We start from the raw sequence: 21,412 nt of genomic DNA, 5'->3' as shown, positions 1-21,412 counted from the left end.
GACGTGAAGTAAGGCATGGTCCATTGTGGTGACCCGGGGACATGATTACTGACTGTCGGTCACCAAATGATCGATCGGCGTCGTCGCTCCCACCCCGCTCTCTTCGGAGAATGCGTTTTCTCCGAGCGCCTCGACGACGCTGCCGGTGATCCGGTCGACGTCGCCGCGTTCACCCTTCGCCAGGGGAGCGCCCACCGATTCGCGGGAGGCCGCGGCGGCACCCAGCAACCGCGCGGCCAAGTGGTACGAACCAGCGGCCGCGTGCGCCCCGGCGAGCCCTTCCAGGCCGAGAGCGATGGCGCGAGGATCACCGGTGTGGCGGGCGATCGCCAGGCCGTCCGAATGGAGCTGCTTCGCCTTCGCCGTGTCCCCAAGCTGCTCGGCGATGAACCCGAGCTCGGCAAGCACCAGCGTGCTGCCCGCTTCGGACTCCACCCGGCGATGCCAGTCCAGAATGGACAACAACCGCGCCTCCGCCTGCTCGAACCTCCCTCGCCGCCGCTCGCCGAGCGCCAGCCCGGTTTCGGCGTAGACCTCGCCGGGTTTGAAACTGTGCTCGACGGCCAACGTCCTGGCCCGTTCGTGGAACTCCGCCGCGCCGTCGAAGTCGCCGGTGAGCAGCGCCGTCCGGCCGAGCCAGGACAGCTTGTAGGCGACCTCCGGCCACAGCTCCAGTTCCTCCGCACGGCGAAGGCTCTCGCGGTGAACGCGGGCGGCATGGTCGTAGTCCCCGGCGATCGAGGCCAGCATGCCGAGCACGAACGACGCCTGCAGCCAGCCCCAGCGCTCGCCCAGCCCGTCGAAGATCCCGGCGCTCCGGGCGGCCATCCGGCCACCGCCGGTGAGATCGCCGCCGGCGATCAGGTGGCTCGCCCTGTCGCTCAGCGCGGCGGCGTTGCTCCAGTCGTCGCCGACGTCCCTGGCCGTCTCCAGCGCGTCGAGCGTGAGCTTCTCCGCCCGGCACAGATCGCCGACCGTGGACCACGCGTAGCCGAGAAACCACAGGGTCCTGGCCCGCGCCACGGGATCGACGATGCCTCGCATGACGTCCTCGTCCGCGCCCTCGGTGCAGGTGCCGTCGAGCACGGCGATGCCGCTGCACCAGCCCAGAGCCTGGGCGTACTCGTCACCAGCGGTGACCTCGGTGTCGAGCACCAGGTTCAGCGAGCGCCGGGCCTCGGTGAGCCGTCCGCGAAGGAACCAGAACCAGGTCGTCGCGTTCACCAGCCGCAACGCGAGCCGGTGCTCGCCCTGCCGCAGCAGAGTCTCCAGCGCGCGGCGGGTGTTGGCGCCTTCGGCGTCGAGCCTGTCCAGCCAGCGACGCTGTTCCTTGCCGCGCAGCCCGGCGTCGCCGCGTTCGGCCAGTTCGACGTGGAAACGGGCGTGCCGCAGGTGCAGATCGTCGAGTTCGCCCGCCTGCCCGGCATGGTCCAGGGCGTAGGCCGAAACAGACTCCAACAGCCGGAATCGCGGTTCACCGGATTTGCCCGGGCTGCTGACCACCAAGGACCTGTCGACGAGCCGGGACACCAGGTCCAGGACGTCGGCCGGGGCTATCTCGCCACCCGCGCAGACCGACTCGGCCGCGTCGAGTCCGCAGCCTTCCGCGTGGACGGCCAGCCTGCGCAGCACGATCTGCTCGGGCTCGCTCAGCAGGCTCCAGCTCCAGTCGATCATCGCGCGGAGGGTCTGCTGACGGCGCGGACCGCCGCGCCTGCCCGAGGACAGCAGGCCGAACCTGTCGTCGAGGCGGATGAGGAGTTCGTGCACGCCGAGCGTTCGGACCCGGGTGGCGGCGAGTTCGAGCGCCAGCGGGATCCCGTCGAGTGTGCGGCAGATCCGGGCGACCACGACAGCGTTCTCCGCGTCGAGCGCGAATCCCGGAGCGGCCGCCGCGGCCCGGGCGGCGAACATCCGGACCGCGCTCGACTCCAGGACGGCGGCGAAATCCGTCTCCTCGGGCAGTTCGAGCGGCGGGACCGCCCAGACGTGCTCCCCAGGCAGGCCGAGCGGTTCCTGGCTGGTGGCGAGCACGCGAAGCCGAGGCGCCGCCGCCAGCAGCCGCTCCACCAGCGCCGCGACCGGCTCGACGACCTGCTCGCAGTTGTCCAGGACGAGCAGGATCTCCCTGTCCCGCAGGGCGTCCGCCAGCGACTGCGTCAGCGTCTTGGCCGACGTGGCCTCCTCCCGGAGGTCCAGTACCGCCGTCAGGACCACGGCGACCAGGTCTTCGGGCGGGCAGGTCGGGCACTCGACGTTGTCCAAACCCGCCAGCTCGACCAGCCAGGTGCCGTCGGCCATCGCGAGTTTCGACGCGGCTTCGAGGGCGAGCCTGGTCTTGCCCACCCCGCCGGGGCCGGTGAGGGTGACCAGTCGTGCGTCGGTGACGAGCGCGCCGACCTCCTTGACCGCCGTCGTGCGGCCGATCAATTCGGTCAAGGACTCCGGCAGGTTCCCGCGCACCGGCTGGGCGGCGCGGACGGGTTCGAGATCCGGGCTCCGCGTGAGTACCGCCTGGTGCAGGGCCGCGAGCTCCGGCCCGGGTTCGAGGCCGGACTCGTCGCGCAGACGGGACCGCAGTTCGGCGTAGGTTTCGAGCGCTTCACTGTGCCGTCCGGCGGCGTACAAGGCGCGCATCAGCAGGCCGCGGAGCCGCTCCCGGAGCGGATGACGGGAGACCAGACCGGCCAGTTCCCCCGTCAGGACGCCGTGTTCGCCGAGCGCCAGCCGCGCTTCGGCTCGCTCCTCTTCGGCGAGCAACCTTTCCTCTTCCAGCCGCTGCGCGGCGGCGACGGCGAAGGGTTCGTCCTCGAATCCGGCGTACGCGGGCCCTCGCCACAACGCCAGCGCGTCCGCCAGCAGCGCGGCGCGGGCACGCGGATCGACCGCGTCACGGGCGCGGGCGGTGAGCGCTCGGAACCGGTGGACATCCAGGTCTCCGCCATCGACGGCGAGGACGTACCCGGCGGGATGATGCGTCACGATCTCCCGGGCGCCCGGCTCGGCCCGATCGAGCACGCGGCGCAGCTGGGAGACCTTCGTCTGCAGGGTGTTGGCCGGATTGCCCGGCGGATGCTCGCCCCACAGATCGTCGGTCAGCGACGACACCGACGCCGCCCTGCCCTCCCGGCTCAGCAGCCCGGCGAGCAGGAGACGGACCTTCGCCTCGGGCACGACGACGGGCTCGCCGTCGGTCGTCCACACGGCGAGTGGTCCCAGCACTCCGAAACGCACGAAACCGACGTTAGCGCGAGACACCGACAAGTTCGTGCGGCACCGTGCGTGAGGCCGTGCGCGGACCCGCAGCGATCCGTGCGCGGGCGGCGTCACGGTGGTCCCATGAGCGAACACGGCAAGACCCCGGTGACGGTACTGGGGCTGGGCGCGATGGGAACCGCGCTCGTGGAGGCACTACTGGCCGCGGGACATCCGGTCACCGCGTGGAACCGGACCGCGAGCCGCGCCGAGGGCGTGGCGGCCAAGGGGGCGGCGGTCGCGTCGACCGTGTCCGAGGCCCTCGCGGCGAACGAGATCGTGATCGCCTGCCTGCTCGACTACGACTCGGTGCACGAGGTCCTGGACCCCGCCGCGGCCGGGCTCGCGGGACGGCAGCTGATCAACCTGACCAACGGCACCCCCGGCCAGGCGCGCGAGATGAGTTTCTGGGCCGAGGAACTGGGCGCGGAGTATCTGGACGGCGGCATCATGGCCGTCCCGCCGATGATCGGCACTCCGGCGTCGTTCATCTTCTACAGCGGCTCGGGCGGCGTCCTGGCCCGGGCTCGGATGGCTCTCGACACCTTCGGCGGGGTCAACTACCTCGGCGCCGATCCCGGTCTGGCGCCCTTGTACGACCTCGCGCTGCTCAGCGGGATGTACGGGAACTTCATCGGCGTCATCCAGGCCTACACCTTGGTCGGCTCGGCCGGGGTCAAGGCGAGCGAGCTGGCTCCGGTGCTCCGCGGCTGGATGGAGGCGATGCTGAGCAGCTTCCTGGACCGCGCGGCCGAACAGATCGACAGCGGCGACTACGGGACCGGCGTCGTCTCGAACATCGCGATGCAGGCCGCGGCCTTCCCGAACCTCACGAAGGCCGCGTCGGAACAAGGCGTCAGCGCCGAACTTCTGGCCCCGTTGCAGTCGCTGATGGACAGGCGGGTCGCCGCCGGACACGGCGCCGAAGACCTGGTCGGCGTCATCGAAATCCTCAAGAAGTAAGGGAAACACAATGATCACACTGATCGGGCTCGGCCCGATGGGACAGGCCATGGTCCGCGTTCTCCTGGAGAACGGCCACGGAGTGACGGTCTGGAACCGCACCGCCGCCCGCGCGGACGGCGTCGTCGCGGCGGGTGCCGTGCGTGCCGGGACCCCGGCGGACGCGGTGGCGGCGTCGGAACTGGTACTGCTGAGCCTCACCGACTACGCGGCCATGTACGACATCCTCGGCAAGGCGGAGGAAGCGTTGGCGGGCAAGGTGATCGTCAACCTCAGCTCGGACACCCCGGAGAAGACCCGCGAGGCAGCCGAATGGGTCGAGGCCCGCGGCGCGAAGTTCATCGCCGGCGGCGTGATGGTCCCGGCCGAGCTGGTGGGCAAGGAGGAGGCGTACGTCTTCTACAGTGGCCCCACCGATGTGTTCGAGAAGCACCGCGACACCCTGGCGCTGATCGGGCGCGCGGATTTCCTCGGCGAGGACGTCCGGCTGGCGCAGCTGTTCTACCAGGCGCAGCTGGACATCTTCCTGAACTCGCTTTCGGTGTTCATGCACGCGAGCGCGCTGGTGCAGTCGGCAGGGGTCCCGCTGGAGAAGTTCGTCCCGTACGCCAAGGACAACTTCAGGATGATGGACTTCTACCTGGAGGCCGCGGCCGAGCACATCGAGAAGGGCGATCACCCCGGTGACGACGCCGACGTGACGATGATGGGCGCGACCGCCGATCACATCGTGCAGGCGAGCCGGGACGCCGGGATCGACGTGGCGCTGCCGGAGGCGGTCAAGTCACACTACGACCGGGCGATCGCCGCGGGACACGGGCGCAGCTCGTGGACCAGCCTCTTCGAGATCATCAAGGCGGATCGCAAGTAGGTGCCCGGTCCGTGAAGGCCTCCTTGAGGGACCCTGGGTCCCTCAAGGAGGCCTTCACGGACTTTGGCACCCGAGACAGGACACCCCTCAATAGAACCGGCCTAGCCGCTCACAACACCCAGAATCTCCAGGAAGGCCTTCGCCGCCGGAGTGACCGTGAAGCGGTTCCAGACGAGATGCTCGATCCGCGCGGGCGCGTCCATCACCGGCACGGTGACCACGCCCGTCAGGTTCGGCACGTACTTCGACGGCAGCAGCGCCACTCCCAGGCTCTGGTGGATGAGCCGCGCCATGAAGTCGGCGGCCGTCACCTCGAAAGCCACTTCCCGCGACACCTTCGCCGCGGCGAACGCCTGATCCGTCTGTGCCCGTCCCGCCGATCCCGCCGGGAAGTCGACGAACACCTCCGACGACAGCCGCTTCAAGTCCACTTCGGACTCTCCGGCGAGAGGATGACCTGGCGCTACAACGGCGACCAGCTCGTCCTGCCCCAGTTCGCGGGTGCTCACTCCCTCCGGCCGATCGGACACGGGCAAGCCGAGAAACGCGACCTCGATCGCGCCGTCCTTCACCTGCTCCACCAGGTGCCCGCTCGCACCGACCCGCAGTCCGATCCGGACGTGCGGGTACCGGTCGCGGAATGTCTGCAACGCGGACGGGACGTCGATCGCCGCGACGGTCGGGATGACGCCGACGGTGAGCCGTCCCCGGATCTCCCCGACAGCGGCGGCGACCTCCGAGCCCGCGCGTTCCGCGGCGTCGAGGCATTGGCGAGCGGCGGGGAGAAACGCCTCGCCCGCGGCGGTGAGGCGTACCCGCCGGCTCGTGCGTTCGAACAGCCGGGCGCCGAGTTCCCGTTCCAGCCGCGCGATCTGGTGACTCAGCGCCGACTGCACGACGAGGCACCGTTCCGCCGCGCGCGTGAAGCTGTTCGTCTCCGCCACCGCCACGACGTACCGCATCTGCTGAAGCTCCATGTATCCATCTTGAATCACGATGGATCAAGTGACAAACATGTGTTGGACTCATCGATCGTCAGCGCCGAAGCTGAGAAGTGTGAAAACGCTGACGACCACACCGCTCACCGCGGGACTCACCGGCACCGCGCTGACCGCGTTCGCTCCCGTGGTCTGGGGAACGACCTACGTGGTGACCACCGAACTCCTCCCGCCGGGACACCCGCTCTTCGCCGGGCTCATGCGCGCCCTGCCCGCCGGCCTGATCGCGCTGGCCGTCACCCGCACCCTCCCGCGCGGCACCTGGTGGCTGAAGGCCGCCGCGCTCGGCGTCCTCAACATCGGGATGTTCTTCCCCCTGCTGTTCGCCGCCGCCGAACGGCTGCCCGGCGGAGTCGCCGCCACCCTCGGCGCCGCCCAGCCACTCCTCGTCGCGGTCCTCGCCGTGGCCGTGCTGCGGCAGAGCCCGTCCGCATGGCGGTTCGCCTGGGGGATCGTGGGGATCGTGGGCGTCGGGCTGGTCGTGATCGGCCCCGCGGCGGGCTTCGACCTCGTCGGGATCCTCGCCGGACTCGGCGGCGCCGCGACCATGGCACTCGGCGTCACGCTCACCAAACGATGGGGTCGCCCGGCGGACGTCGGGCCGACCGCGTTCGCCTCGTGGCAGCTCACCGCGGGTGGACTGTTCCTGGTGCCGGTGACCTTCCTGGTCGAAGGCGCCCCGCCCGCCATCGACCTGGACGCGGCGCTCGGCTACCTCTGGCTCGGCCTGATCGGCGGCCTGCTCGCGTACGTCCTGTGGTTCCGCGGAATCACGTCCCTGCCGGTCACCTCGGTGGCCGTCCTCGGCCTGCTGTCGCCGATGGTCGCCGCGGTGCTCGGTGCCGCGCTGCTCGGCCAGTCGCTCGGGCTCGTCCAGCTCGCCGGTTTCGCGCTCGCCCTGGCCTCGATCGTCGCGGGCCAGATCACCCCGAAGACCAAGAAGGAAGGCGTCGTCCGATGAAGATCGCCGTTGCCGGAGCGTCGGGAATGACCGGCTCCCGTGTCGTCGCCGAAGCCGTTTCCCGTGGACACCACGTCACCGCGGTCTTCCGCCGCACGCCGCCGGAATCGCCGCATCCGGACGCCGACGTGGTTCGTGGTGACGTCGCCGACGTCGACCGGATGAGCACGGTCTTCGGGGGAGTCGATGCCGTCGTGGGCGCGACGAGACCGGCGCCCGGCGCGGAAGACACGGTCGCCGCCACGGTCACGGGCCTGCTCGACGCCGCCGCGGGGACGCGCGTCCTGGTCGTCGGCGGGGCCGGGCCGTTGCGCTCACCGTCCGGCGGGCTCGTCATCGACGATCCGGCGTTCGTGCCGCCGGAGTGGCGGACCATCGCCTCGGCCAGCACCGCACAACTCCAAGCGTGCGAGGCGCACGCGGGGGATTGGGTCTACCTGAGTCCGCCCGCGATGCTCGAACCCGGAATCCGGACCGGCGCCTACCGGCGAGGGACGACGACCATCCTCGCTGCGGTGGACGGATCGTCCCGGATCTCGGCGGAGGATCTCGCCGTCGCCATCGTGGACGAACTCGAGAATCCGGGAAGGGACCGGCATTTCACCGTCGGGTATTGAGCCGCCATTTCAGCTCGGGTGGATCACCTGGTGAGGGCGTCTCCGGACTGCGTTCGGCCTCGATCTGGATCTCGATGTTGGTCTTGTGCGCGATCGGATCCCAGATCTCCTCGATCGGCGCCAGCAGGGATTGGCTCACGCCGCGGTCGCGGGCTCGCACGGCGTACCAGGCGAACCCGGCCAGGAAGAGGGGAAGGCTGAGGAACGCGGCCACGGGGGCCAAGAACTCCATGCGTCGGACGATACAGTAACGTCGTGTTTCCAGAAACGTCTTGTTACTGAATGGCGGGCGATGACCAGGCTGACACGGGCCGAGCAGCAGCAACGCACCCACGAACACCTGCTGGACGCCGGACGTCAGGTCTTCCTGCGACGTGGTTTCCTGGCGGCGACGGTCGAGGAGATCGCGGCCGACGCCGGCTACACGCGCGGCGCCGTCTACAAGCACTTCGGCGGCAAGGAGGGACTGTGGCTGGCGATCATCGGGGCCGACGCGGACGGTCATCTCCGGGGTCTGCGGGAGGCTCTCGCTCGCGCCACCACCCGTGAGGAGATGATCGCGGCGCTGAATCCGGTCGACGTGGCGGACAAGGACGCGGCGAAGTGGAGCGCGGCGGCCGCGGAAGTGCTCGCCGCGACGGCGCAGCAGCCGGAGACCGCCGTCCTGGTCGCCGCCATCCAGCGTCGTCACGACGACGAAGTGGCGGCCCTTCTCTCCCGGCATTCCCGGCGCCTGCGCCTCGAACCCGCGCTGCCCCCGGACCAGATCGTCGTCATGCTGGGGGCGCTGGGGATCGGGCTCGCGCTGCGGCAGACGGTCGCCCCCGCGGCGGATCCCGCCGCCATCCTCACCCACGTGCTGGAAACGGCGTTCCCGCCGAAGGCAACGTAAGAGACCGGACGGACGTACTCCCCGTGACGAGCTGGGGAGGCTTCGATGCACACGTATCCGTTGCAAGAGGGCGAAGAAGTGCTGTGGGTCGGAGCGCCTCAGCGTCCGCGGAAGTGGTTTCCGGAGCACATACAGATGCTCGTGCTGGCCGTCCCGGCCGCCCTCCTGATCTTCTCTTGGGTGGCGGACTCGAGATGGCCCCCGTTGATCGGCCTGTTCGCCGCCTTCTTCGTCCTCTTCCATCAGCGTTTGAGCGACCGGCGATCACGGGACCGCGTCCTCTCGTACCTGGTCACCACCCAGCGGATCGTTTTCGTCGCCACTTGGCAATCCGGCACGGAGTTCCGGTGGGTCTGGCTCCGATACCTCCAGCTCGCACCCTCGGTGGAGGTGGACGAGACGGGCGTCGGCACGATCACGTATGGAAGCCGGTGGAGCCGCGCACGACTCAGGGGCAACGAACTTCGCGGCGCCTGGGCCCCGCCGGTGATGGAACTGCGGGCGATCCCCGACGCCCGGCGTGTGGCGGATCTCATCGAGCAGGCGCGAAACCGGCTGATCGCCACCTACACTCAGGCGCCGTGATCGATTCCTTCACCACAGCCGACCTCGTCGACGAACACGGCGAGCGGCTGCGCGTCTGCGACACCCAGTTCCGCCAGTTCGGCGGGCACCGGACGTTCTCGGGTCCGATCAGGACGGTCTCCTGTCACGAGGACAACGGCCTGGTCAAAAAGCTGCTGAACACACCGGGAGAGGGCTGTGTCCTGGTGGTCGACGGCGGTGGCTCCCTGCACAGCGCGCTCACCGGCGACATGATCGCGAAGTCCGCCGTCGACAACGGCTGGGCGGGCGTGGTCGTCCACGGCGCGGTGCGTGACAGCGCCGAGCTCGCCGGACTCCCGCTCGGCGTGAAGGCGCTCGGCACCAACCCGCGCAAGAGCTCCAAGGCGGGCGTCGGCGCCGTCGACGTCCCGGTCGGTTTCGGGGGAGTGACCTTCACTCCCGGCGACACTCTCTACTCCGACGACGACGGCGTCGTGATCCTTCCCGTAGCCTGATCCGGTTCAGACGACGATGACCCGGCGCCCGCGGGTGTGCCCGGCGTGGCTGTCGGCGTGTGCCGCCGCCGCGTCGGTGAGCGGGTAGGACTTCTCGACCGGGATGTGCAGCTTGCCCCGCGAGATGAGGTCGACCGCCTCGGCCAGCGCGTCCGGCACGCTCCCGGCGACACCGGAGAAGCGGACGCCGAATCCGGGGGCGCCGAGATCGGCGATGGTGATCACCTTCTGCGGGTCCCCGGTCAGCTCGACCAGCTCGCCGAGCACGCCCGACCCGGCCAGGTCCAGAGCCGCGTCGACCTGTCCGAGCCGCCGCACCCGCTCCACCCAGCCGTCGCCGTAGGTCGTCGCGACCGCGCCCAGGCCGCGCAGGTAGTCCTGGTTCGCGGCGCCGGCCGTGCCGATCACCGCGATACCGCGTTCGCGGGCGATCTGGAGCACCGCCGATCCGACCCCGCCGGACGCGCCGCTGACCAGCAGCGTCTGGCCTGGCCGCACCCCGACTTCGCGGACGACGCGCAGCGCGGTCTCGACCACGGACGGGTATCCGGCCGCCTCTTCGAACGTCAGGTCCTCCGGCATCTTGGCCCACGCGGACAGCACGGCGAACTCGGCGTACGTGCTCGAACCCTCGCCGAACACCGGGTCGCCGACCTCGATGCCGGTCACGCCTTCGCCGATCTCGTCCACTGTGCCGGCGGCGTCCAGGCCCACCCCGGACGGCAACACGGTCGGATGCGCGCCCAGGACCTGGCCCTCGCGGATCCGCCAGTCGACCGGGTTCACGCCCGCGGCCCGCACCGCGATGCGCACTTCGCCCGGTCCCGCATGGGGATTCTCGGCGTCGACCAGCCGCAGGACTTCCGGACCACCGAACTCGGTGAAGATCACTTTCTTCATGCGTCCGACCGTAGCACTAACGGTTAGTGTCTTGAAACCGTTGTTGTTTTGGATCTGCTAGCGTCGCCGCATGACCGCCCCGACCGGACGCCGCGAGCGCAAGAAGGCCGCGACGCGCCAGAAGATCGCCGACGCCGCCCTGCGGCTCTTCCTGGAACGCGGCTACGACGAGGTGGGAATCCGCGAGGTGGCCGCCGAGGCCGACGTCGCCGTCACGACGCTCTTCTCCCACTTCGCCTCGAAAGAGGCCTTGGTGTTCGAGCAGGACGCGGACTTCGAGCAAGGGCTCACGCGGGCGGTCACCGACAGGGCTCCGCGCGATCCGCTCATCCCCGCGCTGCGTCGTGAGATCCACGCGATGGTTCGGCACTGCACCGCGGACGGCGCCGCCCCGATCTGGCGGATGATCGACGGATCGCCCGCGCTGCGGGACTACGAGGACTCGATGCGGCTGCGACACGCGGAATCGCTGGCGACCGCCATCGCCGCCGATCCCGGATCGGCGCGGTCCGCGACAGCCTGCCGCACGATCGCGAGGTTCGTCATCGACGCCTACTCGATCGGCCGCGAGGCAGCCGATCCGGAGGCCGCGGTGGACGAGATCTTCCGGATGATCGAGGCGGCCTGGGAAGCCGCCTGACCTCGATCACTTGCGGGCGACGAGCCGTTCCACCAGACCGAGCTTGAATCGCTCCCGGTGTTCCACGGTCAGGCCGAGGTCGCCGAGCTTGCCGAGCGGACGCCGGAGGAAGTGTTCGCCCGCCATCGGCACCGTGACCTTCTCGGCGGCCCACTGGAGGCCGCGGATCACACGCGACGAACTCGCGACGTGGTCGAGCAGGACGAGCCGGCCATCGGGCCGCAGCACCCGCGCCATTTCCCGCAGCGCCTTCTCGTCGTCGGGGATTGCGCAGAGCCCGAGAGTGCAGACCACGGTGTCGAACGAACCGGCGTCGAAGGGAAGAGCGTGCGCGTCGGCCTGTTTCAACGTCACGGGATGGCCGAGGCGTTCGGCGCGGCCGCGGGCGATGGCGAGCATGCCGTCGCTGAGATCGATGCCGGTGAGCGTGACGCCGTCGGGATAGAGTGGCAGGTTCAGGCCGGTCCCGACGGCGACCTCGAGCACCTCGCCGGTGGCCCGGCCGCACGCCCACGCCCGCGAATCGCCGAAGAGCTTCCGGTCGAGGAACTGCATCTCGCGGTCGTACTTCTGGGATTTGTCATCCCAGTAACGGTTCCAGCGCGCTGTCCGGGTCATGGCGCTCCTTTCAGCAGCAATGCTCGCCGCGCCAGGCTTCGCGGCCTTCCTTGATCGCCACGGCGGCGATGACGAGCGCGACGAGCGGATCCGCCCAGTACCAGCCGAAGAGGCTGTTGAGCAGTAGCCCGACGAGCAGCACACCGGAAAGATAGGTACAGAGCAAGGTCTGCTTCGAGTCGGCGACGGCGCTCGCGGAGCCGAGTTCGCGTCCGGCGCGACGCTGGGCGTGGGACAGGAACGGCATCACGAGCAGTGAGACCGCCGCCAGCACGATGCCGACGGTGGAGTGCTCGGCCGGGTCGGCGCCGAACAGCGTCCGTACCGATTCGACGGTGACATACGCGGCCAGCGCGAAGAAGGACACCGCGATGACCCTCAGTGCGGTGCGCTCCCGGGCTTCGGGATCCTTGCCCGAGAACTGCCAGGCGACGGCCGCGGCGGACGCGACTTCGATGACCGAGTCCAGGCCGAAGCCGATCAGGGCGGTCGACGAGGCGACGGTGCCCGCGGAGATGGCGACGATCGCTTCGATGACGTTGTAGGTGATCGTCGCGGCGACCAGGAGCCGGACCCGGCGCGACAACACGGCGCGGCGTTCCGGGTCCACCATGGACTTCGGGGCGCAGCAGCCGTCGGTGCAGGAACCGCTCTCCACGCTCATCGGAGCACCCCGGCATCGTCCACACAGGGCTCGGCGGTGTCGACCGCGAGCACGACCTGGACCAGTTCCCGCAGCGCACGGGCCAGATGCGCGTCCGCCAGCTCGTAACGGACCTGCCTGCCTTCGTAGGTGGCCACGACCAGTCCGCAGCCCCGCAGGCAGGCGAGGTGATTGGACACATTGGAGCGACTCAAGCCGAGCTGCCCGGCCAGCCGGCCCGGATAGGTCACTCCGTCGAGCAACGCGACCAGGATCCGGCACCGGTTCGGGTCGGCGAGGGCCCGCCCCAGCCGGGCGAGCGCGGCGCCCTGGGTCTCACATGTCAGCACGGATCGGACAGTACAGCGTCCGCTGACATATCAGCAACGGCTGAACAATGAGCCGAGCGCATCAAGGGGAGCGGCCACCCGGGGACGGCTGACACGACGGAGTGTCCGGACGCGACCCTCCGTTCGGTGGCGGGCTGTCAAGTCAGCGCCGAACGCGGGCGCGGAGGTGACCCGAAAGAGGCGGCCCGCCCACCCCAACGGCCGCATCGCGGGCACCCCGGGAAATGTCCCGGCGGCTTCGCATGACACCTCAGCACAATCGCTGGACCGAATGTGTGCGGGCACAAAGGCGTCGAGTAATACCGACAAAAGCTTTCGCGACTATTGGGAAAAGTGGCATTCGGGTGGCCTTTCCGCATTACCTGAAAGTGCGCTTGTGCGGGCAAAACACCTTGCTATGTTGATCCCCGTGGAGCCGCACATCGGGGCATGACCGGCTCGCCACGGTTTGGGGATCTTGTTTGTTCACATGACTATCGAAGGGTGGACCTTGCTGTGACCGTGACCGAATCGGGCACTTCCGCCGAAGGTGTCCAGGGGCCGGAAAATCCGCAGCTGAGTTTGGGCCGGGCCGCCGCGCGAAACCTGGCGACCACGACCAAATCCGTTCCGCAGATGCAGGGAATTTCGTCCCGCTGGCTGCTGAAGTCGCTCGATTGGGTTCAGGTCAACGGCGGCGCCTATCGGGTCAACCGGCGACTCAATTACGCGGTCGGCGACGGACGGGTGACTTTCTCGAAGGCGGGCACCGAAGTGAGCGTGATCCCGGCCGAGCTGGGAGAACTCAAACCGCTCAAGGGATACGACGACGAAGAGGTACTCGTCGAACTCGCCCGTCGCTTCGAACAACAGGAAGTGGCGGCCGGCGAAGTACTCGTCGAATTCGGGCACCGGGCCGATCGGGTCTTCCTCATCGCGCACGGCAAGATCACCAAGACCGGCCCCGGTCATTACGGTGACGAGACCGCGCTGGGCGTGGTCAAGGACGGCGACTACTTCGGCGCGCAGGCCCTCGTCGACGACGACGGCATCTGGGAGTTCACCGCCAAGGCGGCCACCGCCTGCACCGTGCTCACCCTGACCCGCCAGGCCTTCGACCACGTACTGGAGCAGTCCGAATCGCTCCAGGAGCAGATCGCGCAGGCGTCGCAGGACACCGGACGCTCCAACGACTTCGGCGAGGCCGAGATCGACATCTCGTCCGGTCACGACGGCGAACCGCTGCTGCCGGGCACGTTCGTCGACTACGAGACCTCGCCGCGGGAATACGAGCTGAGCGTCGCCCAGACCGTGCTGCGGATCCACAGCCGGGTGTCCGATCTCTACAACCAGCCGATGGACCAGACCGAGCAACAGCTCCGCCTGACCATCGAGGCGCTGCGCGAGCGGCAAGAGCACGAAATGATCAACAACACGGACTTCGGCCTGCTCCACAACGCCGACTTCACCCAGCGCATCGCGACGCGCACCGGACCGCCCACCCCGGACGACTTCGACGACCTGCTCGCCCTGGTCTGGAAGGAACCCGGTTTCTTCCTCGCGCATCCGCGCACGATCGCCGCGTTCAGCCGTGAGTGCAGCAAACGCGGCATCTACCCGACCGGCACCGATCTCGGCGGGCACAAGGTGCCGTCCTGGCGCGGGGTCCCGATCCTGCCGTGCAACAAGATCCCGGTGAGCCAGACCAGCACCAGCTCCGTACTGCTGATGCGCACCGGCGAGAAGAACCAGGGCGTCGTCGGCCTGCGCCAGATCGGCCTGCCGGACGAATACGAGCCCGGGCTGAACGTCCGCTTCATGGGGATCTCGGAACAGGCCATCATCTCCTACCTGGTCAGCACGTACTACTCCGCCGCCGTGCTCGTACCGGACGCGCTGGCCGTCCTCGAAGCCGCCGAACTCGGCCGCGAAGGATGACCGCCACGACACCGGAGGCCGAGCGGAGGCTCAGTCTCGGCCCCGCCGCCGCGCGGAACCTGGCGACGACCACCAAGACGCGGCCGCAGATGCAGAGCATCACGCCGCGGTGGCTGCTGAAGATGCTGCCCTGGGTCGAGGCGACCGGCGGCACCTACCGGGTCAACCGGCGCCTGACCTACGCCATCGGCGACGGCCGGGTGAGCTTCACCAACGTCGGCACCGAGGTCCGGGTCGTCCCGCAGGAACTCGCGGAACTGGCACTGCTGCGGGGTTTCGACGACGAGGACACGCTCACCGCGCTCGCCGACCGGTTCGTGCAGCACGAGTACCAGCCCGGTGAGACCATCGTCAGCCACGGCTCCCCGCTCGACGAGGTCGTGCTGGTCGCGCACGGCAAGGTCGCCAAGGTGGCGCCGGGAGAGTACGGCTCCGAAGCCACCATCGGCAGCATGGCCGACGGTGATCACTTCGGTGACGAGATGCTCGCCGGCATCGACCGGAACTGGCCGTTCACTGTCAAGGCCGTCACACCGGTCATCGTGCTGACCCTGCGCGCCGCCGACTTCGCCGACCTCAACGGCCGGTCCGAGGCGATGCGCCGCCATGTCCAGGACATGCTGGCGCACAAGGGAAAGCCGCAGAACGCCAAGGGCGAGTCCGAGATCGGGATGTCGTCCGGGCACGACGGCGAGCCGCTGCTGCCCGGCACGTTCGTCGACTACGAGATCTCGCCGCGCGAGTACGACCTGGCCGTCGCGCAGACGGCCCTGCGGGTGCACACGCGGGTGACCGATCTCTACAACGAGCCGATGAACCAGTTCGACGAGCAGCTCCGGCTGACCGTGGCCGCGCTGCGGGAACGGCAGGAATACGACCTGATCAACAACCACGAGTTCGGGCTGCTGCACAACGCCGACCTCAAATCGCGGTTCCAGACCCGGTCCGGCCCGCCGACGCCCGACGACATGGACGAACTCGTCAGCCGTCGCCGCAAGACGAAGTTCTTCCTCGCCCATCCGCGCGCGATCGCCGCGTTCGGCAGGGAATGCACGCGTCGCAGCCTCTATCCGGAAGGGACCACGGTCGACGGCAAGGTGGTGTCCGCGTGGCGCGGGGTCCCACTCCTGCCGTGCGACAAGATCCCGATCACCGAAAGCGGCACGACCTCGATCCTCGCCATGCGGACCGGCGTGGACGACAACGGCGTGATCGGGCTGCACCAGACCGGCCTGCCCGACGAGTACGAGCCGGGCCTGAACGTGCGGTTCGACGGCATCACCGATCAGGCCGTCGCCACCTATCTGGTCAGCACGTACTACTCCGCCGCCGTGCTCGTGCCCGACGCGCTCGGTGTGCTGGAGAACGTCGAGGTCGCGCGTTGACCCCTCACCCCGCAACGACAACGAACAACAAGGCTCCAGAAAGGACCACCCACGTGACGATCGCCCGTACTCCCGCTCCCGCCAAGGTTCTGCGCACCGAATACCAGAAGTCGGTGGCGTCGTACTGGAACAAGGAGAAGGATCCGGTCAACCTGCGACTGGGCGATGTGGACGGGCTCTACCACCATCACTACGGCGTCGGCGAGGTCGACTGGTCGGTGCTGGAAGGCCCCGAGGACACCCGCGACGAGCGGATCATCGCCGAAATGCACCGCCTGGAGACGGCACAGGCGGACGTCCTGCTCGATCACCTCGGCGACGTCAAACCGGACGACTGGCTCCTCGACGCCGGCTGCGGGCGTGGCGGGTCCAGCATCATGGCCAACGCGCGGTTCGGCTGCCACGTCGACGGGATCTCGATCTCGGAGAAGCAGGTCGAGTTCGCCAATCACCAGGCGGACATCCGGGGTGTCGGCGACAAGGTGCGCTACCACTTCCGCAACATGCTCGACACGGGCTTCGAAACCGGCTCGCGCAAGGCGATCTGGAACAACGAAAGCACCATGTACGTGGACCTCCACGAGCTGTTCGCCGAGCACGCGCGGCAACTGGAGTTCGGCGGCCGCTACGTCACCATCACCGGGTGCTACAACGACGTGACCGGCGGCCGGTCGAAGGCCGTCGCGCAGATCGACCAGCACTACACCTGCAACATCCACCCGCGCAGCCAGTACTTCAAGGCGATGACCGCCAACGACCTCGTGCCGATCTCGGTGGTGGACCTGACGGCGGACACGATCCCGTACTGGGAACTGCGGGCGAAGTCGTCGGTGGCGACCGGGGTCGAGAAGCCGTTTCTCGACGCCTATCGCGAAGGCAGCTTCCACTATCTGCTCATCGCCGCGGACCGCGTCTGATCCCGCGAGACCATCGGAGTCACTGATGACGGAACAGGGTGCGCTGGCCACGCTGCTGGCCGGGCCTCGCGGGCTGGGTACGTCCGCCGCCCGGCTGGCGGCACGGCTGACCGCTGTTTCTCCGGCGGCGGAGGAGACTCCGCCGCCGGAGGCGCCCGCTCTCGACCCGGCGTACGCGTACCGGCCCTGGGGTGACGGCTCGGCGCCGCCGCTGTACGTCCCCGTCACCGAACGGATCAACGATCCGCTCGCCGACGAGGTCGACCGGCGGCTGGCCCTGTGGGCGGGGGAGTGCGGTTTCGACGAGGAGGAATGCGAGCAGATCGGAAAGGCGGGCTTCGGGAGGCTGGTGATGCTCGCCCACCCGGACTGCGAAGACCCCGACAAGCTGCTGATCTCCGCGAAGCTCAACGCCGCCTGGTGGGCCGCCGACGACCTCTACGCCGACGACACCTCGCTCGGCGCGGTGCCGGCGGAGCTGCCGCCGAAACTCGCGCTGGCGATGGCCGCCATGGATCCGGTGCCCTCGTTGGGCGAATTCAGCCGCGATCTCGACGAAAGGCTGCGATGCGACAGGGTTCTGGTGGCGCTGAACTCCGGAACGGAGTACCTGCGGCGGAACGGGACTGCCGCGCAGGTCAACCGCGTCTGTTATTCGACCTTCGCGATGTTCGTGAGCTGGTGCGCCTACGCGGCATGGCGCCACAGCGGGAAGTACCCGCCGGCGTGGGAGTACCTGGCCGCCCGGCAGCACGACAGCTTCTACACCTCGATGACGTTGATCGACGTCCTCGGCGGCTACGAACTGACGTCGAACCTCTACTACGACCCAAGGGTCCGCGAGGCGGCGATCCAGGCGGGTACGGCGGCGGTGCTCGTCAACGACGTGCATTCGGTCGCCAAGGATCTGGAGGACGAGTCGCCGCCCTGCAACGCGGTGCTGCTGATCGCCGACGACCGGAAATGCTCGATCGAGGAGGCCACGGCGATCACCGTCGAGCTGCACAACGACGTCGTCCGGGACTTCCAGGCGGCGCACGAGAAGCTGAGCGCGGTGCCTTCCCTTGAACTGCAACGGTTCATGCGCGGGTTGCGGGGCTGGATGGGCGGCGGGTTCGAATGGCACTCGACGAGTCCGCGGTATCGGACGAAAACCAGCACTTAGTCCTCTGAATGCGCTGGTTCACGACACGAACCCGCCGCATTCAGAGGACTAAACGCAGAAGAGAGGTCAAACGACGCCGGCCTCGATCAACTGGCCCCAGATCACCCCTTGGTCCACGACCTCGACTTCGAGCTTTTCGGCCTTGGTGAGCTTGCCTGCACCCACATCGGCACCGGTGATCAGCAGGTCGGTGTTCGCCGAGACCGACGACGCGATGGTCGCGCCCGCCCTTTCGCACAGCCGCTGGAAGGTCGGGCGCGGCACCTTCTCACCGGAGCGGGGGTCGCTGATCGACCCGGTGACCACGACCGTCTTGCCCCCCAGTGGCGCGCCGGCGGCGACGACCGGCGGGAGATCCTCTTCACGCACGTCCAGCGAGACGCCGACCTCGCGCAGCCGCTCGAGTTCGGGGCGCAGCCGGGTGAGGTGCTCGATCAGGGACGCGGCGACCTTCGGGCCGATGTCCTCCACGGCGACGAGACCCTCTTCGCCCGCGTCGGCGACGTCCTCCAACGAACCGAAGCCCGTCCGGCACAGCCGCGCGGCGGTGCCTTCGGATGCCATCGGGATCGCCAGGCCGATCAGCGCGCGGCGCAGGCCGACGGCACGGCTCGCGTCGATCGACTCGATCATGCGGGTGGCGGAGACGTCGCCGATGCGGTCGAACTCCAGGAGCTTTTCCTTGGTGAGGCGGTAGAAGTCCGACGGGTGCTCCAGAATCCCGGCCTCGGCGAGTCTTTCGATCCACACCCCGCCGATCGCGTCGATGTCCGCGGCCGCCCGCGAAGCCCAGTGGATCAGCCGCCGGACGGTCTGGGCGGGGCACGCGACGTTGGTACAGAACAGTTCCCGGCTGTTGCCCTGCTCGGTCAGCGGCTCCTCGCACGACGGGCACACCGACGGCGGCACGATCTCCCGCTCTTCGCCGGTGCGCTTGGCCGCGTCGAGGACGCCCGCCACGAACGGGATCACGTCACCGGCGCGGCGCACCAGCACCGTGTCGCCGATCTTGATCCCGCGGGCGCGGATGACCTCCTGGTTGGCCAGCGTCGCGCGGGTGACGGTGGTGCCGCCGACGAACACCGGCTCAAGCCACGCGACGGGCGCGATCTTGCCGGTCTTGCCGACGTCCCAGACGACGTCCGCGAGCACGGTGGTCTTCTCCTCGGCGGCGAACTTGAACGCCAGCGCGCCGCGCGGCGAGCTGGACCGCGTGCCGGCGGCTGCGTAGGCGTCCCGATCCGCCAGGCGCAGCACCGCGCCGTCGAGGTCGTAATCGAGGTCGTTGCGCTGCTGCTCGATGGTCGTGATGACGGCCTGCGCCGCTTCGGCGTCGTCACAGTGCCGCATGTCGGCGGCGGCGAACCCGAGCGTCCGCAGCGCGCCGTCGAGATCGGTGTCCGCGCTGTCGGGCTCGGTGGAGAGGTCGAAGGCGAAGAACTGCAGACGCCGCTCGGCGACGGTGGCCGGATCCTTGGCGCGCAGGGTCCCGGCGGCGGCGTTGCGCGGGTTGATCAGCGGCTTGTCCGGGTGGACCTTGTTGTACGCGGCGAAGGTGGAGCGGAGCATGACGGCCTCGCCGCGGACCTCGACCCGGCCGGGCGCGTCGACGTTGTCCGGGACACCGTCGGTCAGCGCCCGCACCAGCATGGTCACGTCGTCGCCGGTGGTCCCGTCGCCGCGGGTGACCGCCCTGGCGAGCCGCCCGTTTTCGTAGACCAGGGCCAGCGAGAGGCCGTCCAGCTTCGGCATGACGACCACCGGCTGCCCGGGGAAGCGGGTGAAGAACGCCTCGACCTGCTCGGGTTTGGTCGCCTTCTCCAGCGACAGCATCGGGCGCGAGTGCCGGATGGGCGCGTGCAGGACGGCGGGCGCGCCGACCTGATCGAGCGGGTTCGGATCCGGGGTCAGCTCGGGGTTGGCCTCGATGAGCCCCCGCAACTCGTCTTCGATCGCGTCGTAGTCGGCGTCGGCCACTTTCGGCGAGCCCCGGTAGTAGGCGTCGCGAAGGACGACGATCTGATCGGCGAGTTCTTGGATGCGGTCCCGAGCGTTCACGGGGCAGAGATTACCCGTGACCACCGACAGAACCGTGTCCGAAGAGGACTCGTGTCACGGGTTGATGGCGAGCACCAGGAACGAGGCCAGCAGCACCAGGTGAACGCCGCCCTGCAGCCGGGTCGCGCGGCCGGGGACGACGGTCAGCACGCTGACCGCGATCGTCAGCGCCAGCAACACGATGTGGGTCGCGCCGAGGCCCAGCAGCAGCGGCCCGTCCAGCCAGATCGACGCCAGCGCGATGGTCGGGATGGTGAGCCCGATGCTCGCGATCGCCGAACCGTAGGCGAGGTTGAGGCTCGTCTGCATCCGGTCGCGCCGCGCGGCCCGCGTCGCGGCGAGCGTTTCCGGCAGCAGCACCAGCATGGCGATCACGACGCCGACGAACGACTGCGGGAAGCCCGCGGCCCTGACGCCCGCTTCGATCGCGGGCGATTCGACCTTCGCCAGGCCGACGACGGCGACCAGCGCGACCAGCAGCAGTCCGAGGCTGGTCAGCGCGGCCTTGTTGCTCGGCGGTTCGGCGTGATCCTCTTCCTTCACGGAGCCCTCGCTGTCGACCGGCAGGAAGAAGTCACGGTGGCGAACGGTCTGTGTCAGCACGAAAAGGCCGTAGAGCAACAGCGACGCGACGGCGGCGAAGGTGAGCTGCGTGCCGTTGAAGGCCGGGCCGGGGGTGCTGGTGGTGAACGTCGGCAGCACGAGGCTGACGGACGCGAGCGTCGCGACGGTGGCGAGAGCGCCGCCGCTGCCTTCGGGATTGAAATGCGTTTCGCCGTACCGGCGCGCGCCGACCATGAGCGAAATACCCGCGATGCCGTTCATGGTGATCATCACCGCGGCGAACACCGTGTCCCGGGCCAGCGTCCCGGCTTCGGGGCCACCGGAGGACATCATCGTGACGATCAGCGCGACCTCGATGACCGTGACCGCGATCGCCAGCACCAGCGAGCCGAAGGGTTCCCCGACGCGATGCGCGACCACTTCGGCGTGATGCACCGCGGCCAGCACGGTCCCGCCGAGGGCGATCGCGACGATGGCGACCGGGATCGGGCCCAGGTCGCGGCCCCAGCTCAGCGCGAGGACGACTATGGCGAGCACCGGCATGACGGTGGTCCAGGACACGGGAAATCGTCTGCGCGAAGCTGCCATGACGTCACCTTCGCACACCCTGCGTGACCTTGCCCCTCCACGAGGGGCG

At 69.1% G+C, this 21,412-nt stretch carries 21 protein-coding genes; 12 read left to right on the top strand and 9 right to left on the bottom strand.

Annotated elements, in window-relative coordinates:
* Positions 1-45 precede the first annotated feature (45 nt).
* Positions 46-3,234, bottom strand: a complete 3,189-nt coding sequence (locus tag AB0N89_RS02030) for a BTAD domain-containing putative transcriptional regulator (RefSeq protein WP_364199215.1) — start codon at positions 3,232-3,234, stop codon at positions 46-48.
* A gap of 105 nt (positions 3,235-3,339) precedes the next feature.
* Between AB0N89_RS02030 and AB0N89_RS02025 the strand changes: the two genes are divergently transcribed.
* Both AB0N89_RS02025 and AB0N89_RS02020 read left to right on the top strand, forming a co-directional pair.
* Positions 3,340-4,218 carry an NAD(P)-binding domain-containing protein gene (locus AB0N89_RS02025; protein ID WP_364199213.1) on the top strand — a complete coding sequence of 293 codons (879 nt, stop codon included), beginning with the start codon at positions 3,340-3,342 and terminating at the stop codon, positions 4,216-4,218.
* A 10-nt stretch (positions 4,219-4,228) separates the two neighbouring features.
* Positions 4,229-5,089, top strand: a complete 861-nt coding sequence (locus AB0N89_RS02020) for an NAD(P)-binding domain-containing protein (protein WP_364199211.1) — start codon at positions 4,229-4,231, stop codon at positions 5,087-5,089.
* A 101-nt stretch (positions 5,090-5,190) separates the two neighbouring features.
* Here the strand turns inward: AB0N89_RS02020 and AB0N89_RS02015 are convergent, their stop codons facing one another.
* Complete coding sequence (locus tag AB0N89_RS02015) at positions 5,191-6,066, bottom strand: LysR family transcriptional regulator (RefSeq protein WP_364199209.1); 876 nt, start codon at positions 6,064-6,066, stop codon at positions 5,191-5,193.
* Between the two features lie 79 nt (positions 6,067-6,145).
* Here AB0N89_RS02015 and AB0N89_RS02010 point away from each other — a divergent pair, with 79 nt between their 5' ends.
* Positions 6,146-7,048 (top strand): EamA family transporter, encoded by a 903-nt coding sequence (locus tag AB0N89_RS02010; protein ID WP_364199207.1) that lies wholly within the window; start codon positions 6,146-6,148, stop codon positions 7,046-7,048.
* Positions 7,045-7,665 (top strand): NAD(P)H-binding protein, encoded by a 621-nt coding sequence (locus AB0N89_RS02005; protein WP_364199205.1) that lies wholly within the window; start codon positions 7,045-7,047, stop codon positions 7,663-7,665. The genes AB0N89_RS02010 and AB0N89_RS02005 overlap by 4 nt, the downstream gene beginning before the upstream one ends.
* Here AB0N89_RS02005 and AB0N89_RS02000 read toward each other — a convergent pair.
* Positions 7,649-7,897 (bottom strand): hypothetical protein, encoded by a 249-nt coding sequence (locus AB0N89_RS02000; RefSeq protein WP_364199203.1) that lies wholly within the window; start codon positions 7,895-7,897, stop codon positions 7,649-7,651. The two genes, AB0N89_RS02005 and AB0N89_RS02000, sit on opposite strands and share 17 nt — an antisense overlap.
* Positions 7,898-7,957: 60 nt before the next feature.
* On the opposite strand from AB0N89_RS02000, the gene AB0N89_RS01995 reads away from it, so the two are divergent.
* Genes AB0N89_RS01995 through rraA form a run of 3 tightly spaced genes read left to right on the top strand, consistent with a single transcriptional unit; the run spans position 7,958 to position 9,618 of the window.
* On the top strand, positions 7,958-8,557 hold the full coding sequence (locus AB0N89_RS01995) for a helix-turn-helix domain-containing protein (protein WP_364199201.1): 600 nt from the start codon (positions 7,958-7,960) through the stop codon (positions 8,555-8,557).
* Between the two features lie 45 nt (positions 8,558-8,602).
* Positions 8,603-9,142, top strand: a complete 540-nt coding sequence (locus AB0N89_RS01990; protein ID WP_364199199.1) for a hypothetical protein — start codon at positions 8,603-8,605, stop codon at positions 9,140-9,142.
* Positions 9,139-9,618 carry a ribonuclease E activity regulator RraA gene (gene rraA, locus AB0N89_RS01985; RefSeq protein WP_364199197.1) on the top strand — a complete coding sequence of 160 codons (480 nt, stop codon included), beginning with the start codon at positions 9,139-9,141 and terminating at the stop codon, positions 9,616-9,618. Before AB0N89_RS01990 ends, rraA begins: the two co-directional genes overlap by 4 nt.
* Positions 9,619-9,624: 6 nt before the next feature.
* Here the strand turns inward: rraA and AB0N89_RS01980 are convergent, their stop codons facing one another.
* The gene (locus AB0N89_RS01980; RefSeq protein WP_364199195.1) at positions 9,625-10,518 is read right to left on the bottom strand and encodes an NADP-dependent oxidoreductase; all 894 of its coding nucleotides are present in this window, start codon (positions 10,516-10,518) and stop codon (positions 9,625-9,627) included.
* 70 nt (positions 10,519-10,588) lie between these two features.
* Between AB0N89_RS01980 and AB0N89_RS01975 the strand changes: the two genes are divergently transcribed.
* Positions 10,589-11,158, top strand: coding sequence for a helix-turn-helix domain-containing protein (locus AB0N89_RS01975; RefSeq protein ID WP_364199193.1), 570 nt, complete (start codon positions 10,589-10,591; stop codon positions 11,156-11,158).
* A 6-nt stretch (positions 11,159-11,164) separates the two neighbouring features.
* On the opposite strand, the gene AB0N89_RS01970 is transcribed toward AB0N89_RS01975, so the two are convergent.
* From AB0N89_RS01970 to AB0N89_RS01960, 3 genes are read right to left on the bottom strand one after another with little or no spacing between them, the layout of a single operon-like run.
* Positions 11,165-11,776, bottom strand: a complete 612-nt coding sequence (locus tag AB0N89_RS01970; RefSeq protein WP_364199191.1) for a class I SAM-dependent methyltransferase — start codon at positions 11,774-11,776, stop codon at positions 11,165-11,167.
* A gap of 10 nt (positions 11,777-11,786) precedes the next feature.
* The gene (locus AB0N89_RS01965) at positions 11,787-12,440 is read right to left on the bottom strand and encodes a cation transporter (RefSeq protein ID WP_364199190.1); all 654 of its coding nucleotides are present in this window, start codon (positions 12,438-12,440) and stop codon (positions 11,787-11,789) included.
* The gene (locus AB0N89_RS01960; protein ID WP_364199188.1) at positions 12,437-12,769 is read right to left on the bottom strand and encodes a metalloregulator ArsR/SmtB family transcription factor; all 333 of its coding nucleotides are present in this window, start codon (positions 12,767-12,769) and stop codon (positions 12,437-12,439) included. Before AB0N89_RS01960 ends, AB0N89_RS01965 begins: the two co-directional genes overlap by 4 nt.
* Positions 12,770-13,264: 495 nt before the next feature.
* Here AB0N89_RS01960 and AB0N89_RS01955 point away from each other — a divergent pair, with 495 nt between their 5' ends.
* Genes AB0N89_RS01955 through AB0N89_RS01940 form a run of 4 tightly spaced genes read left to right on the top strand, consistent with a single transcriptional unit; the run spans position 13,265 to position 18,153 of the window.
* Positions 13,265-14,686 carry a family 2B encapsulin nanocompartment shell protein gene (locus tag AB0N89_RS01955; RefSeq protein WP_364199186.1) on the top strand — a complete coding sequence of 474 codons (1,422 nt, stop codon included), beginning with the start codon at positions 13,265-13,267 and terminating at the stop codon, positions 14,684-14,686.
* Positions 14,683-16,071: a family 2B encapsulin nanocompartment shell protein gene (locus tag AB0N89_RS01950; RefSeq protein WP_364199184.1), complete on the top strand. Its 1,389-nt coding sequence runs from the start codon at positions 14,683-14,685 to the stop codon at positions 16,069-16,071. Before AB0N89_RS01955 ends, AB0N89_RS01950 begins: the two co-directional genes overlap by 4 nt.
* 53 nt (positions 16,072-16,124) lie before the next feature.
* A complete protein-coding gene (locus AB0N89_RS01945; protein WP_364199182.1) occupies positions 16,125-16,988 on the top strand; it encodes a geranyl diphosphate 2-C-methyltransferase in 864 nt (287 codons plus the stop codon).
* Between the two features lie 25 nt (positions 16,989-17,013).
* Complete coding sequence (locus AB0N89_RS01940; protein ID WP_364199181.1) at positions 17,014-18,153, top strand: family 2 encapsulin nanocompartment cargo protein terpene cyclase; 1,140 nt, start codon at positions 17,014-17,016, stop codon at positions 18,151-18,153.
* Between the two features lie 66 nt (positions 18,154-18,219).
* Here the strand turns inward: AB0N89_RS01940 and ligA are convergent, their stop codons facing one another.
* The gene (gene ligA / locus AB0N89_RS01935; protein ID WP_364199179.1) at positions 18,220-20,211 is read right to left on the bottom strand and encodes an NAD-dependent DNA ligase LigA; all 1,992 of its coding nucleotides are present in this window, start codon (positions 20,209-20,211) and stop codon (positions 18,220-18,222) included.
* Between the two features lie 54 nt (positions 20,212-20,265).
* Positions 20,266-21,363, bottom strand: a complete 1,098-nt coding sequence (locus AB0N89_RS01930; RefSeq protein WP_364199177.1) for an ionic transporter y4hA — start codon at positions 21,361-21,363, stop codon at positions 20,266-20,268.
* Positions 21,364-21,412 lie beyond the last annotated feature (49 nt).

This window comes from Amycolatopsis sp. NPDC089917, assembly GCF_040684635.1.
Lineage (GTDB): Bacteria > Actinomycetota > Actinomycetes > Mycobacteriales > Pseudonocardiaceae > Amycolatopsis.
This window is presented reverse-complemented; position numbering and strand designations above follow the sequence as displayed.

Coding starts and splice junctions, on each gene's coding strand:
- AB0N89_RS01930 (WP_364199177.1), bottom strand. CDS start 21,363: ATGGCAGCTTCGCGCAGACGATTTCCCGTGTCCTGGACCACCGTCATG.
- AB0N89_RS01975 (WP_364199193.1), top strand. CDS start 10,589: ATGACCGCCCCGACCGGACGCCGCGAGCGCAAGAAGGCCGCGACGCGC.
- AB0N89_RS01995 (WP_364199201.1), top strand. CDS start 7,958: ATGACCAGGCTGACACGGGCCGAGCAGCAGCAACGCACCCACGAACAC.
- AB0N89_RS01980 (WP_364199195.1), bottom strand. CDS start 10,518: ATGAAGAAAGTGATCTTCACCGAGTTCGGTGGTCCGGAAGTCCTGCGG.
- AB0N89_RS02025 (WP_364199213.1), top strand. CDS start 3,340: ATGAGCGAACACGGCAAGACCCCGGTGACGGTACTGGGGCTGGGCGCG.
- AB0N89_RS01940 (WP_364199181.1), top strand. CDS start 17,014: ATGACGGAACAGGGTGCGCTGGCCACGCTGCTGGCCGGGCCTCGCGGG.
- AB0N89_RS01950 (WP_364199184.1), top strand. CDS start 14,683: ATGACCGCCACGACACCGGAGGCCGAGCGGAGGCTCAGTCTCGGCCCC.
- AB0N89_RS02000 (WP_364199203.1), bottom strand. CDS start 7,897: ATGGAGTTCTTGGCCCCCGTGGCCGCGTTCCTCAGCCTTCCCCTCTTC.
- AB0N89_RS02005 (WP_364199205.1), top strand. CDS start 7,045: ATGAAGATCGCCGTTGCCGGAGCGTCGGGAATGACCGGCTCCCGTGTC.
- AB0N89_RS01965 (WP_364199190.1), bottom strand. CDS start 12,440: ATGAGCGTGGAGAGCGGTTCCTGCACCGACGGCTGCTGCGCCCCGAAG.
- AB0N89_RS01970 (WP_364199191.1), bottom strand. CDS start 11,776: ATGACCCGGACAGCGCGCTGGAACCGTTACTGGGATGACAAATCCCAG.
- AB0N89_RS02015 (WP_364199209.1), bottom strand. CDS start 6,066: ATGGAGCTTCAGCAGATGCGGTACGTCGTGGCGGTGGCGGAGACGAAC.
- AB0N89_RS01990 (WP_364199199.1), top strand. CDS start 8,603: ATGCACACGTATCCGTTGCAAGAGGGCGAAGAAGTGCTGTGGGTCGGA.
- AB0N89_RS02020 (WP_364199211.1), top strand. CDS start 4,229: ATGATCACACTGATCGGGCTCGGCCCGATGGGACAGGCCATGGTCCGC.